The organism is Sphingomonas sp. PP-F2F-G114-C0414, assembly GCF_003688595.1.
Taxonomy (GTDB): domain Bacteria; phylum Pseudomonadota; class Alphaproteobacteria; order Sphingomonadales; family Sphingomonadaceae; genus Sphingomonas.
Genome location: NZ_RCWT01000012.1, coordinates 134,213 through 149,680 on the forward strand (window position 1 = coordinate 134,213; position 15,468 = coordinate 149,680).

12 protein-coding genes are annotated in these 15,468 nt (G+C 66.1%); 7 read left to right on the plus strand and 5 right to left on the minus strand.

Features of this window, described 5'->3' with window-relative positions:
* Positions 1-49: 49 nt before the first annotated feature.
* Positions 50-1,237, minus strand: coding sequence for an MFS transporter (locus C8J47_RS12555; protein ID WP_259467525.1), 1,188 nt, complete (start codon positions 1,235-1,237; stop codon positions 50-52).
* 67 nt (positions 1,238-1,304) lie between these two features.
* On the minus strand, positions 1,305-2,051 hold the full coding sequence (locus tag C8J47_RS12560) for a hypothetical protein (RefSeq protein WP_121885964.1): 747 nt from the start codon (positions 2,049-2,051) through the stop codon (positions 1,305-1,307).
* 177 nt (positions 2,052-2,228) lie between these two features.
* Here C8J47_RS12560 and C8J47_RS12565 point away from each other — a divergent pair, with 177 nt between their 5' ends.
* The 3 genes from C8J47_RS12565 (at position 2,229) to C8J47_RS12575 (ending at position 5,312) form a co-directional block, all read left to right on the plus strand.
* Positions 2,229-2,861, plus strand: coding sequence for an OB-fold-containig protein (locus C8J47_RS12565; protein WP_121885965.1), 633 nt, complete (start codon positions 2,229-2,231; stop codon positions 2,859-2,861).
* 14 nt (positions 2,862-2,875) lie between these two features.
* On the plus strand, positions 2,876-4,612 hold the full coding sequence (locus tag C8J47_RS12570) for a flotillin family protein (protein WP_259467526.1): 1,737 nt from the start codon (positions 2,876-2,878) through the stop codon (positions 4,610-4,612).
* Between the two features lie 115 nt (positions 4,613-4,727).
* A complete protein-coding gene (locus C8J47_RS12575; protein ID WP_259467527.1) occupies positions 4,728-5,312 on the plus strand; it encodes a phytanoyl-CoA dioxygenase family protein in 585 nt (194 codons plus the stop codon).
* A 97-nt stretch (positions 5,313-5,409) separates the two neighbouring features.
* Here C8J47_RS12575 and C8J47_RS12580 read toward each other — a convergent pair whose 3' ends face one another.
* From C8J47_RS12580 to C8J47_RS12590, 3 genes are all read right to left on the minus strand, one after another.
* Positions 5,410-7,191, minus strand: a complete 1,782-nt coding sequence (locus C8J47_RS12580; RefSeq protein WP_121885967.1) for a GGDEF and EAL domain-containing protein — start codon at positions 7,189-7,191, stop codon at positions 5,410-5,412.
* Positions 7,192-7,475: 284 nt separating this feature from the next.
* Positions 7,476-8,900, minus strand: a complete 1,425-nt coding sequence (locus C8J47_RS12585) for a sugar porter family MFS transporter (protein WP_056047701.1) — start codon at positions 8,898-8,900, stop codon at positions 7,476-7,478.
* 288 nt (positions 8,901-9,188) lie between these two features.
* A complete protein-coding gene (locus C8J47_RS12590) occupies positions 9,189-10,274 on the minus strand; it encodes a LacI family DNA-binding transcriptional regulator (RefSeq protein WP_121885968.1) in 1,086 nt (361 codons plus the stop codon).
* A 229-nt stretch (positions 10,275-10,503) separates the two neighbouring features.
* On the opposite strand from C8J47_RS12590, the gene C8J47_RS12595 reads away from it, so the two are divergent.
* The 4 genes from C8J47_RS12595 (at position 10,504) to C8J47_RS12610 (ending at position 15,289) form a co-directional block, all read left to right on the plus strand.
* Positions 10,504-11,598, plus strand: a complete 1,095-nt coding sequence (locus C8J47_RS12595) for a glycoside hydrolase family 43 protein (protein WP_121885969.1) — start codon at positions 10,504-10,506, stop codon at positions 11,596-11,598.
* A gap of 4 nt (positions 11,599-11,602) precedes the next feature.
* Positions 11,603-13,063 (plus strand): xylulokinase, encoded by a 1,461-nt coding sequence (gene xylB, locus C8J47_RS12600; RefSeq protein WP_121885970.1) that lies wholly within the window; start codon positions 11,603-11,605, stop codon positions 13,061-13,063.
* A complete protein-coding gene (xylA, locus tag C8J47_RS12605; protein WP_121885971.1) occupies positions 13,060-14,370 on the plus strand; it encodes a xylose isomerase in 1,311 nt (436 codons plus the stop codon). Before xylB ends, xylA begins: the two co-directional genes overlap by 4 nt.
* 163 nt (positions 14,371-14,533) lie before the next feature.
* Positions 14,534-15,289 carry a FadR/GntR family transcriptional regulator gene (locus C8J47_RS12610; RefSeq protein ID WP_121885972.1) on the plus strand — a complete coding sequence of 252 codons (756 nt, stop codon included), beginning with the start codon at positions 14,534-14,536 and terminating at the stop codon, positions 15,287-15,289.
* Positions 15,290-15,468 lie beyond the last annotated feature (179 nt).

Here is a 15,468-nt window from a genome sequence, read left to right on the forward strand (position 1 = left end):
TGCTCAAGGCCCGCACCGCCGGCCCGTTCTCGGTCGGCCCAGGACATGATCACGCATCCTTCGACCTCGACGCCGTGAACAAAAGCCAGCCGACACCTCCTGCTACGACGCCGAGCGCGCCACCAAGCAGATAGGCGTCGATCGCCCCTGTCGGCATGAACATCCCCCCGGCCATATATCCGAGGATACCCGCGCTGCTCGTCGCGGCGCTGTAGATCGCGGCCACCTTGCCGTGTGCGCCCGCAGGAGCCTCGCGTTGCAGCATCGTCCGCACCGCGACGTTGTGCACGCTATTCGCCGCACCGCCGATCACGAAGGCGATCCCCACAACGACGAGCCCGGAGGTCATCGTCATGCCGGCAATCCCGCCTACTACGCCGATCGCCAGCATCATCGCGCCCATCACGATGGCGGACGCAAAGGCCAGTGGGGCCGGGCGGAGCATCGGCCAAACCCCGGCCGCCGCCGCGCCCGCCATCATTCCCCCCGCCCAACACGCGGTGAGCAGCCCGAACGCCATCGCACCCGCCGCCAGCGAAACGGTGACCAGGAACACGAACGCGACATCGGCAATCGCACTGGCGAAGACTCCCAATGCGAGGGCACCGATCATGATCACGATCCGCCGATGGCGCAGCACCGGCAGATACTCGGCAAACAGCGTCCGGGCTCGGTCATCCGCATCGGCATCCACATCGACCTCGACCGGCCGCCGCAACCCGCTCCCCAGCACGACCACAGCCAGCAACGCGAAGCTCGCCGCATCGATCAGCAACGCGTTGCCTGCGCCGCCCCATGCCACCAGCGCGCCGCCGACGACTGGCCCGGCAAGCATTCCGGCGCTGCGCACGAACTCCAGCACCGCGTTCGCACGCGCCAACGTCATTCCCAGCCCGGTGGCCAGCACCGGGATCAATGCGAAGGTCGCCGTTCCCCCGACCGCGAACAGGATGCTGAGTACGCCGGCACCGAGCATCGTGGAGACCGGATCGGGATGATACGCCATCCAGGACAGGACCATCGCATCCGCCAGCGCCGCACCGGCCAGCAGCTTGCCCGCATCGTGCGCATCGACGAGGCGGCCGATGTACGGCGTGACGAGCAGACCCGGCAGCAACTGGGCCACCAGCAGGATCGGCACGGCAAAAGCGGTTCGGTCGCCCGCTGTCCGAAACATCAGGGTGATCAGCGAAATTTCGTCGCCGATCGTCGAGAGCGTGAGTGCCGCAAGCAGCAACCACCCCCAACCCTTCCTGAACGCGACTATTCCCATGTCGGCAGTTCATGCTGTCCGGCCTCGCTCGTCAATGTCTCATGCGCGAGTTCATATGATCGGTCAGCGCGGGCATTTCGGCAGTATCCCTTGCGCCGTCGAACGAACCGAATCCTGCGGGGTGGGGCACGCCCGGCTCGAACGCCGTGCCGATCGAGCAATCATCTAAACGCGACGCCCACGTCGGGGGCGGACTTGGCCGCAAGCTTGCCCCGATCGTGACCACCACGAAAAATGCAAACAGCGTGCGCCACGTCACCGACCGCGGATCCAGAGAACAATCCGCAAAAACGCCTGACCTATCAGCGGATTGGCGCTTGCGAACAGCGCAAGGATCACCGCCGCCCATCAAAGGCAACGCGACGACAGCCCCGATTGCGCGCACGCCATCGGAGGGCAGTTCTCGATGCTGGTTGACCAGCGACAGTCGCACAGCATCCTTCAACGGCGCAATAACGGCCGACATCGCCTGCCAGCCAAGCCTGCGCGACCAAGCCAGCGCATCGTCGAGCCCGTGGCGTGGCACGAGTGCGGCAAGCGATACCGCGGTCCAAAACAGAAGCCATTCGAGAACGCTTGGATCGTCGACCAGCACCATGCCGAACGCGGCGGCGGCAATCGACGCCAGTCGTGCCGATCCGTTATTCCAGATCGCCCGGCGCGTGACGAACAGGGCGTCGAGGATCGGCTTTGCCGCGGTCCCGTGAGCGTCGGATCGCGAGGTCCGTGTGCGATCCGTTCGCTTGTCGTGCAGATCCTGTGCAGAGGATGAATCCAAACCCGGCCGGTTTCCCTCGGCCCGCGTTGCGAATGCCTCGGCGTAGGGCTAGCCTTGCTCCGGGGAGTATCGACACATGGCGTGCAAAGACCGGATCGGCCGGCGTTTCGCAACGAAGCGTTATCATCTGTCCGCTACCCATTCGCCGATGCAGAACCCGAACCAGCACTACGGCCTATGTTCGCGATCTTCCTGACGCCCGCCTACGTGCCGTTCGCGATCGCGTTCGTGGTGATGATCGGGATCGGACTGATCGAGGCCATCGGTCTTGGGCTCGGCCATCTCGATCTCCACGCGGACGTACATGCCGAAGCCGATGGCGGCGGCGTGCTCGACTGGCTCGGACTTGGCCACGAACTGCCGATCCTGATCTGGCTGACGTCTCTGCTTGGTTGCTTCACGCTGGCCGGGATCGCCATCCAGCAGGGTTCGACCGCCTTGATCGGCGGCCCGCTGCACTGGGGCGTCGCCTCGGGTGGCGCGCTGATCGTCGGCAGCCTGCTCAACACGCTCGCCGCCAACGGCCTTGCCCGGATCATGCCCGGCTTCGAAACCAGCGTGATCTCGACCGACGACTTCCTGCGCCGCCGCGGCACCATCCTCGAAGGCACCGCGCGTCGCGGATCGCCGGCCCGCGCGAAGATCGTCGACCAACACGGGCAGGCGCATTTCATCATGGTCGAGCCGCATGACGACGACGACGCGATCGCCACCGGCGAGACCGCGCTGATCGTCCGCCGCGACGGCAAACTCTTCTACGCACTGCCCGACGCCAACGCGCTTCTGCAGTCGATCCGACCACAATCATAACCGGGGAGGGTTTCATGCCCGCACAGCTTCTGAACGTCCTGATCTACGCCGGCATCGTGCTGTTCGCATTGGTGGTGATCGGCATCATCCTGACCCGGCTATACCGGCGCGCGACCAAGGACGTGGCGCTGATCCGCACCGGCTTCGGTGGCGAGAAGGTCGTCCTCAACGGCGGCATCATGGTCATCCCGGTGCTGCACGAACTGATGCAGGTCCGCCTGACCACCGTGAAGCTGGAGGTGTCGCGTCTCAACAAGGACGCGCTGATCACGCTCGACAAGCTGCGCGTCGACGTCGTCGGGCTGTTCCACATCAAGGTGAAGCCCGACGCGGAATCGATCGCCGCCGCCGCGCAGACGCTCGGCGATTCGGTCAACAGCCCCGATGCGGTGAAGTCGCTGCTGGACGGCAAACTTGTCTCGGCGTTGCGATCGGTGGCCGCGACGATGACGATGGAGCACCTCCACGCCAACCGCGCCGACTTCATCCAGAAGGTGCAGGAGGCGCTGATGACCGACCTGGACATGAACGGCTTCCAGCTCGAGTCCGTCAGCATCACGCATTTCGATCAGACCGCGTTCGAGCATTTCAACGAGAACAACGCGTTCGATGCCGAGGGGCTGACCGTGCTCACGCGGACGATCGAGGAGCGCAAGAAGATCCGCAACGACATCGTCGCGACCAACCGCGTCGAGATCGAGCAGCGTAACCTCGACGCCAACAACCAGTCGCTCGAGATCGCGCAGGCCGCAGAGCAGGCGCGCCTGACGCAGGAGCAGACGCTGTCCGCCCGCCGCGCCGAACAGGCGACCGCGATCGCGACCGCCGAAGCCGAGCAGACCCGTCTCGCCGAAATCGCGCGGATCACCGCCAGCCAGGCGCAGACCGTCGCGCAGACCGAAGCCGACAAGGTGATCCAGACCGCGACGATCGCCCGCGACGGTGCGATCCAGACCGCAACCATTGAACGCGACCGCACGATCGAGATCGCACGCATCACGACGGCGGTGCAGACCGCGCAGAAGTCCGAGGAGGAATCGACCGCGACTGCCGCCGCCAACGAGGCGCGTGCGCTCGCCGTCCGCGCCGAGGAAAGCGTCGCGACTGCCAAGGCGACCGAGATCGCCAACCGCAACAAGAACGTCGCGGTGATCGCCGCCACCCAGCGCGCGCAGGAAGAGGCGGTCGGCATCACCGTCGCCGCAACCGCCGATAAGGAAGCCGCAGAGGCCCGCGCCAGTGCCCTGCGCACCGAAGCGACTGCCGAAGCCGATGCCGAGAAGGCCCGTGCGGAAGGGCGCGAGGCAGCGTTCAAGGTCGATGCGGCGGGTCAAGCATCGATCAACGAGGCGACTAACCTGCTGAGCGACGCGCAGACAGCGCTGCTGATCCGCCGCGCGATGCTCGAAGCGCTGCCTGCCATCATCGCCGCGGCAAGCAAGCCGATGGAGAACATCGACAAGATCAGCATCCTCGATGCCCGAGGGCTACACGGCGACGGGAGCAGCGACGGCGCATCCGGCGGCGGTCAGGGCAATCTCGCTGATGCCGCGGTCGCAGCGGCGATGCGCTACCGCGTCGGTGGCCCGCTCATCGATGGCCTGATGGCCGAACTCGGCATGACCGGCAGCTCGTTGAACGGCATGCTCGCCGGCAGCAGCGCCGACGCGACGCCTGCGCGAAGCTCCTCCGCCGATGCCCACAAACATCCCGGTGCTCTCAATGGCGGGTCGGGCAACCCGCCAGCCTGACGTGATGAATCCCCAGGCCCAACCCGTAGAAACCGATCTGCGCTTCGAAGACGACGGCGCGCAGATCTTTGCGGGAGCCTTGGATCCTGCCGCGTGTCTTTCGATCGAACAGGCCGTGGCAGACCTACCCCGCGACGTCCCCGGCGTGCGGATCGGGTCCGCCCCTGCCCTGCGCGGCATGCTCGCGGTGGACGGTCCCATTGGCCGCATCGCCGGATATGCCCTGGGGCCCAACGCACGCCCCGTCCGAGCCGTGCTGTTCGACAAGACGCCAGCCCGGAACTGGGCGCTCGGCTGGCATCAGGATCGCACCATCGTCGTCGAGCAGCGTGCTGCCATCGACGGGTTCGGCCCCTGGACGGTGAAGGCCGTACTCGTCCAGGTCGAACCGCCCTTCGCGTTGCTGGAGAGGATGGTCACGATCCGCGTCCACCTCGATCCCATCGACGCCACGAATGCCCCGCTCCGCATCGCACCCGGCTCCCACCGGCTCGGTCACCTGCCGGAAGCGAGCATCGAGCATGTCGTCGAGGAGCGCGGCGAGCGCCTGTGCCGCGCGAACCGCGGCGATGTCTGGCTCTACGCGACGCCGATAGTTCACGGCTCGCGCGCAGCCGATCCACCACGTCGCCGACGCGTGCTCCAGATCGACTACGCAGCCGAAGACCTGCCCCCTCCGCTTCGATGGCAAGGGCTGTAGAGGTCAAGGGTTCGATTCCCCTCGGAGCGACCAGCGCCTGCCGACAAACGCTATTTATCGCCCTGCGCCCGACCGGCCGACGACAGTGGCACGCGCCTCAGGCGGCGCTGGTGATCGGCGCGTTCCCCGTATCCGAACTCGACAGCCACCGTACGAAGTTCGACGCGTCCATCGGTCGCCCGAACAGGAAGCCCTGCGCCTCTTCGCACCCGATATGCGCGAGGACGTTGGCCGCGTCCTCGCTTTCGACGCCCTCGGCGACGACGCGGTAGCCCAGCTTCTGGGCAAGGCCGACCATCGTCTCGACGAGCACGAAGTCCGCGCCGCTCGTCGCACGGAGGTTGCGCACGAACGCCTGATCGATCTTGACCACCTGCGCCGGCAGCCTCTGCAGATAGGCGAGACTGCTATGCCCCGTGCCGAAGTCGTCGATCGCGAGGCAGATGCCCGCCGTCGCCAGTTCCGCTAGCATCGCCAGCGCCTGCTCGGGGTGATCCATGATCGCGCTTTCGGTCAGTTCGATCTCGAGTTGATCGGGGCGCAGCTGTCGCCGCAGCATCCCCAGCTGGATGCGTTCGATCAGGTCCGTCTCTTCGAGATTGGCGGCCGAGATATTGACGGAAACCGCAACGCCTATGCCGGCCTCGTTCCAGCCGACGAGCTGGTCCATCGCCGCGTCCAGCACCCACTGCGTGGTCGGTCGGGCCAGCGACGTGTGCTCGATGATCGGGATGAATTCGGCGGGCGATATCTCACCGAGCACCGGGTGCCGCCATCGCAGCAACGCCTCGACGCCGATACAGCGCCGCGTCGCCAGTTCGACACGCGGTTGAAACATCAGCCGAAGCTGATCGCCGGCTTCGAGCGCGGTCCCGAAGTCCTGCAAAAGCGTATATTGACGGCGATGCGCGATGTCGCTGGCCGGGGAATACAGCGCGATCGCACCATCCACCTGCCGGGCATCCTGCGCCGCGCTGGCCGCCGCGCGCAACACGTCGTCGGCCGCCGCGTCACCCAGCGTGAACGCGCGAACGCCGATCGCGACGTTGGTCACGAACCGGGCCGACGACGACGCCCGGATCGTCGCGAACGCGGATGCCAGCACCGCCATATACGCGTCCTGGTCGACATCGCGTGGCCCCAGAAAGGCGAACTGCGCCGGGCCGACGTGATAGGCGACACGGGAGGAACTCAACGCCTGCCGGATCGAGAGTGCCGCCTCCCGAATCAACTCGTCGACGCGCTTGCCGCCCATCACGCGCATGATCCGGTTGATCTGCTCGTCGCGCGCCAGATCGACGACGACCACCAGGCGTTGCTCGCCGCGGTGATCGCGCGCCAGATCGACCAGATCCTCGCAGAACTGATTGCGGTTGGGCATGCCGCTGATCGGATCGATCCGGCCAAAGGCATGCTGCAGTTCGATCTGCGCCATCACCATCGCAGCCAGATCGGTCAACGCGGCCATTTCGGCGGGGGACGCTTGCCGAGGCTCGGTGCCGAGCACGCAAAGCGATCCGAGACCATAGCCGTCGCGCGTTACCAAAGGTGCGCCCGCGTAGAACCGGGTGCCGGCAAGACCCAACGGGCTTTCGGCGTAAAAACAGTCCGCCTGCAAGTCCTCGATGACCAGCGGACTCGTCGATTCGGCGACCTGCGAACACGGCGCCTTTCGTCGCGTGATCGAGTCGTGAGAGATTCCGACCCGCGACTTGAACCACTGTCGATCGCGATCGGTCAGCGAAATGGCCGCTACCGGAAGCCCGAAAATCTGGCTGGCCATGCGCGTGATACGATCAAAGCTCTCGCTCGACGGCGTATCGAGCAGCTTGAGCTGGTGCAAAGCGTCAAGCCGAGCCTTCTCTAGATAGTCACGCACGGGCTTCCCTTTCGGGATAGCTGATAAATTACAATCGTTAACGGTTTCACCTACGTCAAACGCGACGGGCATTGAAAAATTAGGAAAATCCGCCGCCGAACCGTGCGGATACCGGCCCGTAATCCGGTGACACGCAGCGCGACCGCGCGACGCCAAGGCCGCGTACTAAAGCGACGTGTTGGGCACGCTTGAGCGGAGCGATATGCACAGATCGAGCGGATGCTGCTCGACCGATAATCGTTATCCCCTGAAACAACGGGAGGGCCGAAGCCCTCCCGCGAGGATCACCCCTGCATGTCTTCGAGTTCGCGTCCGCGCGTCTCGTTGACCATCGCCTTCACGAAGAAGAACGACGCCGCCGCGAAGAACGCGTAGCCGAAATACGTCACACTGAGCCCCGGCGAGACCGCCAGCGCCGGGAAGCTCACCGAAATCGCCGCGTTGGCGATCCACTGCGCGAAACCGGCGACCGCCAGCCCCGAACCACGGATCTGCTGCGGGAACATCTCGCCGAGCATCACCCACATCACCGGGCCCCAGCTTGCGTTGAAGAAGATCACGTAGAGGTTGGCCGAGATCAGCGCGATCAGGCCGTTGTGACCCGGCAGGCTGACCGCGCCCGCCGCGTCGGTGACCGCGGTCGAGAACGCATAGGCGACGATCGCCAGCGTGACCGCCATGCCCGCCGAACCGACCAGCAACAGCGGCTTGCGGCCGATCTTGTCGACGGTCGCGATCGTGAACAGGCACGCCGCGATCGAGAGGACGCCCGACAGGATGTTGATCTGGAGCGCGTTGTCCTCGGTGAAGCCCACGGCCTCCCACAGCACCGCGCCGTAATAGAACACGACGTTGATGCCGACGAACTGCTGGAAGATCGCGAGACCGATGCCCGCCCACAGGATCGGCCGGACCTTGCCGGTGGTCTTGTCGAGCAGATCGGACAGCTTGGGCTTGTGGTGATCCTTGGCGAGCGAATTGCGGATCTCGATCACCTTGCGATCGGCCTCCTCGCGACCGAACAGCCGGGTCAGGACAGTGCGTGCCTGCTCGTCGCGCCCCTTGGCGACCAGGAAGCGCGGGCTTTCCGGGATGACCGTCAGCGCGATCAGATAGACCAGGGCCGGGATCGCCTGGAACCAGAACATCCAGCGCCACGCCGACTGGTGAAGCCAGAACTCGGCGGTCGAGCCGCCAGCATAGCGCGCGACCGCGAAATTCGCGACGAACGCGCCGGTGAGGCCCGAGATGATCATGACCTGCTGGACGCTCGACAGGCGCCCGCGGATCGCCGCCGGCGTGACTTCGGAGATATAGACCGGCGAGGTGACGCTGGCGGCGCCGACGCCGAGGCCGCCGATGATCCGCGCCAGAATGAAGATCGCCGACGAGCCCGCCGCGCCCGCGACCAGCGCCGATACCAGGAACAGCACTGCCGACAGCATCATGACGCTGCGGCGACCGATCGCATCCGACAATCGGCCGGCACCGAATGCACCGATCGCCGACCCGACCAGAATCGCACCGACATTGACGCCGATCCCGAGCCGTCCGAGCGCGAAGGCCGCTTCGAGCCCCTTTTGCGTGCCGTTGATCACGCCCGAATCATAGCCGAACATGAACCCGCCGATGGTCGCGACGGCGACGATCGCGGTGATGAAACCGTAGTTCACCGCCGATCCGCCCGATCCTCTGATACTCTCCGACATAACCCCTCCTAAATGCCGTTATTATCGGCTGATTTGTGCATGTTGCGTGATGGTGTGCGGACGCGGCCTCAGCATGTGGCCAGTCGTCCAGATGTTTCGGAAACGCCGATCATGCGGGCGACCGCGACGGCCGTGGCGCGGCGGATCGACAGCCGCGTCCACCGGCGTGGTGCCGGTCCTTGCGAGGATCTAGCGTCGGTTCGATCACACCCAATCCTCAACAATGGCGCTGGTATCGATCGGCCGATCCGCGTCTCTATGGTATCGCTATCAAGTCTGGTGCGCGCGTCAAGTGCGGCTCTCGCGCGGCCTCCGGCGCGGCGCGGCGTCGGACTGCCGCCGGATCAGGGTGAAATCGAGCGTCTGGTGGCGTTCGATCTTCGCGCCGCTGCCCGACTGGCGAATGGCCGTGACCAGCAGATCGACCGCCGCACGCGCCATATCCGCGATCGGCTGGTGAATGGTCGTGAGCTCGGGCCAGATCGCGGTCGACAGCGTCGTGTCGTCGAATCCGCAGACCGTCAGGTCGCCCGGCACGTCGATGCCGCGTCGATGCGCGATCGCCACCGTTGCCGCCGCCATGTCGTCGTTGGACGCGAAGATCGCGGTCGGTGGATTTTCGAGCGCGAGCAGTTGCTCCGCGGCGTCGAGCCCCGAGCGGTAGGTGAACAGGCCGTCGGCGACCAGGCTCGGATCGAACGGCAATCCCGCCTGTTCGAGCGCGGCGGTATAGCCCGCATAGCGCTGGGCGCTGGCCGACAGGTTGGGATCGCCCGTGATGAAGCCGATCCGCCGATGGCCAAGGTCCATGATGTGCTGGGTCATCATCGATGCCGCCTCGCGATCGTCGATGCCGATCGCCAGCTGGTCCGCCGATGGCATCGCCGTCGCCACCGCGATCGCCGGGATGCCGGCCTTGGCAAGCAGGTCGAGAACGCCGGCCGCTTCGCACAGCGGCGGCGGCAGGATGATGCCGTCGATCCCGCCCTCGATCAGGTGTCGGGTCACCTCGAGCTCGTGATCGCCCAGTTCGCACTTCTCGACGACGATCTGCACATCGCGGCGACTCGCCTGTTCGAGACTGCCGAGCAGGAATTCGCTCAAGAAGCCTGCGCTCGGATTGCTGTACAACAGACCGATCCGCGTCTGCCCTGCCCCGGCTAGGCTGCGCGCCGCGGGATTGGGCGCATAGTTCAGCGCTGCGATCGCCGCATTCACCGTCTCGCGCGTCTTGGGCCGCACGTTGGTCTCGCCGTTGATCACGCGCGAGACGGTCATCGGGGAACCCCCGGCGCGCGCCGCCACATCGCTGATGGTGGGAGTCGAGCCTCCGCGGCGCGAGGAGCGAGTTGGCGCTGGCGAATGAACTGTCATGACAGGGGTGTTAGCGCAACGATCGGGGACCGCAACCGGCGCGGCAAGATTCGCCCAAGCGTACCGTAAATACGAGCGCCGAGGGAGATCGCCGAAACTCGGGAATGAATTCTACGCCGTAGGGCGTGAACGCTTGCCCAATGGCGATACCGGGCATATGGTAGCGGTATCGATATTCACCGACAGGCTTCATAGAGAGCAGGCGGTACAGAGAGAGGACCGATCCGCAATGCGCTACAGTCTGTTCCCCGGCGTGGCCCTGGCCGCCATCGCGCTCACCGCGACGATCTCCGGCGCGCAATCGACGCCGCCCAAGACCGGATCGACGGTCAGCCCGGACGGCAAACAGTATCGCGCGCAACCGCTGACTCGTGAGATCTACGCCGCCGACCCGTCCGCGCATGTCTTCGGCGGCAAGATCTACATCTATCCCAGCCACGACGTCGACGCGGGCATCCCCGACGACGATCTCGGCAACCAGTACGCGATGCACGACTACCGCGTCCTCAGCATGGACCGGGTCGGCGGACCGGTGACGGTCCATCCGGTCGCGATCGACGTGAAGAACATCCCCTGGGCGTCGAAGCAGAGCTGGGCGCCGGACGCCGCGTACAAGAACGGCACCTATTACCTCTACATCCCCGCGCGCGACGCCAAGGGCGTCTTCCGGATCGGCGTCGCGACGTCGAAGTCGCCGGTCGGTCCGTTCAAGGCCGAACCGATGCCGATCAAGGGCAGCTATTCGATCGATCCCGCGGTGTTCACCGATACCGACGGCGCGAGCTACATGTATTTCGGCGGCATCTGGGGTGGCCAATTGCAGCGCTGGGCGACCGGCAGGTTCGATCCGAACGCCGGCGACACCGACCTCAAGCAGGACGGCAAGCCCGCGCTGATGCCCAAGGTCGCCAAGCTGACGCCCGACATGAAGCAGTTTGCCGCGCCCCCGCGCGCCGTCGCGATCCTCGACGAAGCCGGCAAGCCGTTGCTCGGCGGCGATCACGACCGGCGCTTCTTCGAAGCCTCGTGGATGTTCAAGCGCGGCGGCAAATACTATTTCACCTATTCGACCGGCGACACGCACTTCATCGCCTATGCGACCGGCACCAGCCCGCTTGGCCCTTTCCGTTATCAGGGCAAGATCCTGCTGCCGGTGCAAGGCTGGACGACGCATCATTCGATCCTGAAGGTCGGCAACACGTGGCAGCTGGTCTACCACGATACGCAATTGTCCAACCGCAACCATCTGCGATCGGCGAAGATGACCGAGCTCACCTTCAATCCCGATGGCTCGATCCGCACCATCGATCCGTTCAAGAAGTAATCGCATGTTTCTCGGAATCGATATCGGCACGTCCGGCGTAAAAGCGGTGGTGCTCGACGAAGCCGGCGCGGTCGTCGGCCAGGGCACTGCCGCGCTTACCGTGCAGCGCCCCCACCCGCTCTGGTCCGAACAGGATCCCGATGCGTGGTGGCGCGCGACCAATGCGGCGGTGCTGGCGATCGACCCCAGCGTCCGGCGCTCGGTTCGCGGCGTCGGTCTCGCCGGGCAGATGCACGGCGCGACCGTGCTCGGCGCGGACGACCGGCCGCTGCGCCCCTCGATCCTGTGGAACGACGGGCGCTGCGCTGCGGAGTGCGCGGAGTTGGAGGCTGCGGTCCCCGAACTGCGCGCGATCTCCGGCAACATCGCGATGCCGGGCTTCACCGCGCCCAAGCTGCTGTGGCTGCGCAATCACGAGCCGGACGTCTTTGCGAAGATCGCGACGGTGCTGCTGCCCAAGGATTACGTCCGGCTGCAGATGACCGGCGACAAGGCGTCCGATCTGTCGGACAGCGCCGGCACGCTGTGGCTCGACGTCGGCGCGCGACGCTGGAGCGACACGCTGCTGTCGGCATGCGGCCTGTCCACCGCCAATATGCCCGGCCTGTTCGAAGGCTCGGCGATCACCGGCCAGTTGCAGGCCGACATCGCCGAGGCCTGGGGCATGCCGCGCGTGCCGGTCGCGGCGGGCGGCGGCGACAACGCGGCCGGCGCGGTCGGTGTCGGCGTCGTGCGTGACGGCGACGCGCTGCTGTCGCTCGGCACGTCGGGCGTGATCTTCGTCGCCACCGACGACTTCAGGCCCAGCCCGGAGCGCGCCGCGCACACCTTCTGCCACGCGCTGCCCGGCCTGTGGCATCAGATGTCGGTGCACCTGTCGGCTGCCTCGTGCGTCGACTGGGTGGCACGGATCACGGGCACGCAGAGCGTTGCCGACCTGCTTGCGCGCGCCGAATCGGTCGGTCCGGCCGGCGGCCCCGAGCTGTTCCTCCCCTATCTGTCGGGCGAGCGGACGCCGCACAACGACGCCGACGTCCGCGGCGCGTTCCTCGGGCTCGACAACGACACCGACGGCAATCGCCTAGCGCAGGCCGTGCTGGAGGGCGTCGCCTTTGCGCTGGCCGACGGGCTCGACGTGCTGCGCGAGACCGGCACCACAGTCGATCGCCTGTCGGTGATCGGCGGCGGCGCGCGCTCGGGCTATTGGGGCCGGATCATCGCCGCGGCGATGGATGTCGAACTCGTCTATCTCGAAGGCGGTGAGGTCGGCCCCGCGCTCGGTGCCGCCCGGCTCGCACAGCTCGCGGTCGACGGCGGCGATCCGGCCTCGGTCTGCGTCGCGCCGCCCGTCGCCCGCACCATCGTCCCCGATCCCGCCATCGCGGACACGCTCGCGGCCAAGCGCGACGCGTTCCGTGCCGCCTATTCCCGCATCACCCCCAAAAACTCGCCAAGGAATTTTTGATGGCCGACTTCTTCGCCGACATCGCCCCGATCAAGTACGAGGGCCCAGATACGACCAACGAGCTCGCCTACCGCTTCTACGATAAGGACCGGGTCGTGCTCGGCAAGACGATGGCCGAGCATCTGCGCTTTGCCGCCTGCTTCTGGCACACCTTCTGCTGGCCCGGCTCCGACGTGTTCGGCGGCGGCACGTTCGATCGCCCGTGGCATCGCGGCGCCAACGACAGCGCGGCGGCGGCGGAAAAGCGCGAGGCGGCATTCGATTTCTTCACGCGCCTCGACGTTCCGTTCTACTGCTTCCACGACGTCGACGTGATGGCCGACGCGAACTCGGTGGCCGAGCATCGCAAATTCTTCGCCGAAGCGGTCGACCACCTCGAAAAGCTCCAGGCGTCGTCGGGTCGCAAGCTCCTGTGGGGCACAGCCAACGCGTTCAGCCACCCGCGCTACGCCGCCGGTGCCTCGACCAATCCCGACCCCGAGGTGTTCGCATTCGCCGCGATGCAGGTCCGCGACGCGCTTGAGGCGACGCACCGTCTGGGCGGCGAGAACTACGTGCTGTGGGGCGGTCGCGAAGGCTATGAGACGCTGCTCAACACCGACATGAAGCGCGAGCTCGACAATTTCGGCCGCTTCCTCAACCTGGTGGTCGAGCACAAGCACAAGATCGGCTTCAAGGGCACGATCCTGATCGAGCCGAAGCCGCACGAGCCGACCAAGCACCAGTACGACTTCGACACCGCCACCGTGTACGGCTTCCTCAAGCGCTACGGCCTCGAGAACGAGGTGAAGGTCAACATCGAGGCGAACCACGCCACGCTGTCGGGCCACACCTTCGAGCACGAGATCGCCACCGCCGCGGCGCTCGACATCTTCGGCTCGATCGACGCCAACCGCGGCGATCCGCAGAATGGCTGGGACACCGATCAGTTTCCGAACTCGGTCGAGGAACTCACGCTCGCGATGGTCGAGATCCTGCGCGCTGGCGGGTTCAAGACCGGCGGCTTCAACTTCGACGCCAAGGTCCGCCGCCAGTCGATGGACCCGATCGACCTGTTCTATGGTCATGTCGGCGGGATCGACGTCGTCGCCAAGGGCCTGCTCAACGCCGCGGCGCTGATCGAGGACGGTCGTCTCGACGCGTTCAAGACCGAGCGTTACGCCGGCTGGAACGGTGAACTCGGCAAGATGATCGGCACCAGCGACCTCGCGACGATCGCCGATCTGGCGGGCGAGCGGGCGATCGATCCGAAGCCGCGCTCGGGTCGGCAGGAGCGGATCGAGAACCTGATGAACCGCTTCATGTGATGCCCGGCCCCGCGGCGAGACGATCCTGTCACGGGAATCGTATCGCCGCGGGGCCTGCCTTTGCGTCGGCGACAGCGACTGCCGCGATCGTCAAACACCTGTTCCGATTGCTCCGAGCAATTGGTAGTGTTGTCCCGCGACGATAGAGGCATAGTACGAAGTTATGGACGAACCCTTCTCTGCGACACCGGACACGGCCCCCGACGCGACGTCGCCGCTGCGATCGTCGGGCCGCAGGTTGCGTGGCGCGGTGGCGAACAAGCTCGGCGTGGCGATCCTGTCGGGCGAATTCTCGCCGGGTGAGACGCTGTCGGGAGAGATCGCCTTCGCCGAGGAACTCAATGTGTCGCGCGGCGCCTACCGCGAGGCGATCCAGGTCCTGACCGCCAAGGGCTTGGTCGAGAGCAGGCCCAAGGCCGGAACGCGGGTGCTGCCGCGCAATCGCTGGAACCTGCTCGATCCCGACGTGCTGGCCTGGGCGTTTACCGGCGAACCCGATCCGCAACTCGTCCGCAGCCTGTTCGAGATGCGGATGGTGATCGAGCCCGCCGCCGCGGCGATGGCGGCGGCACGGCGCAACAAGGCCGAGTTGAAGATCATGCGCGACGCGCTCGCCGCGATGAAGCGCTTTTCACTCGCGACCGAGCAGGGTCGCCAAGCCGACCGCACGTTCCACGACACGATATTGCAGGCGACGCAGAACGACGCGATGGTCGTGCTCAGCGCGTCGATCGGCGCCGCGGTGAACTGGACGACGCAGTACAAGCAACGCCTGCGCGCGCTGCCGCGCGATCCGATCCCCGATCACGTCAAGGTCTTCGACGCGATCGCCGCCGAGGATGCCGAAGGCGCGAGCGCGGCGATGACCGCGCTCGTCACGCTCGCGCTGGAGGATACGCGCAGCGCGATGGAGCGCTGAGCAACGCGTTAGGGCGGATCGGCATTCACGTTCGAGACCGACAGATCAGCCCTTTTCTTCGTCATGCCGGTGACGCGCAATCGTCGGACTGCCGCAACGCCAGAACACTGCCCATATGCCGAATGACGCGCGCCACCGACGTCGTCGATGCCCATCCCTTCGAACAAGGACGAGTCCGC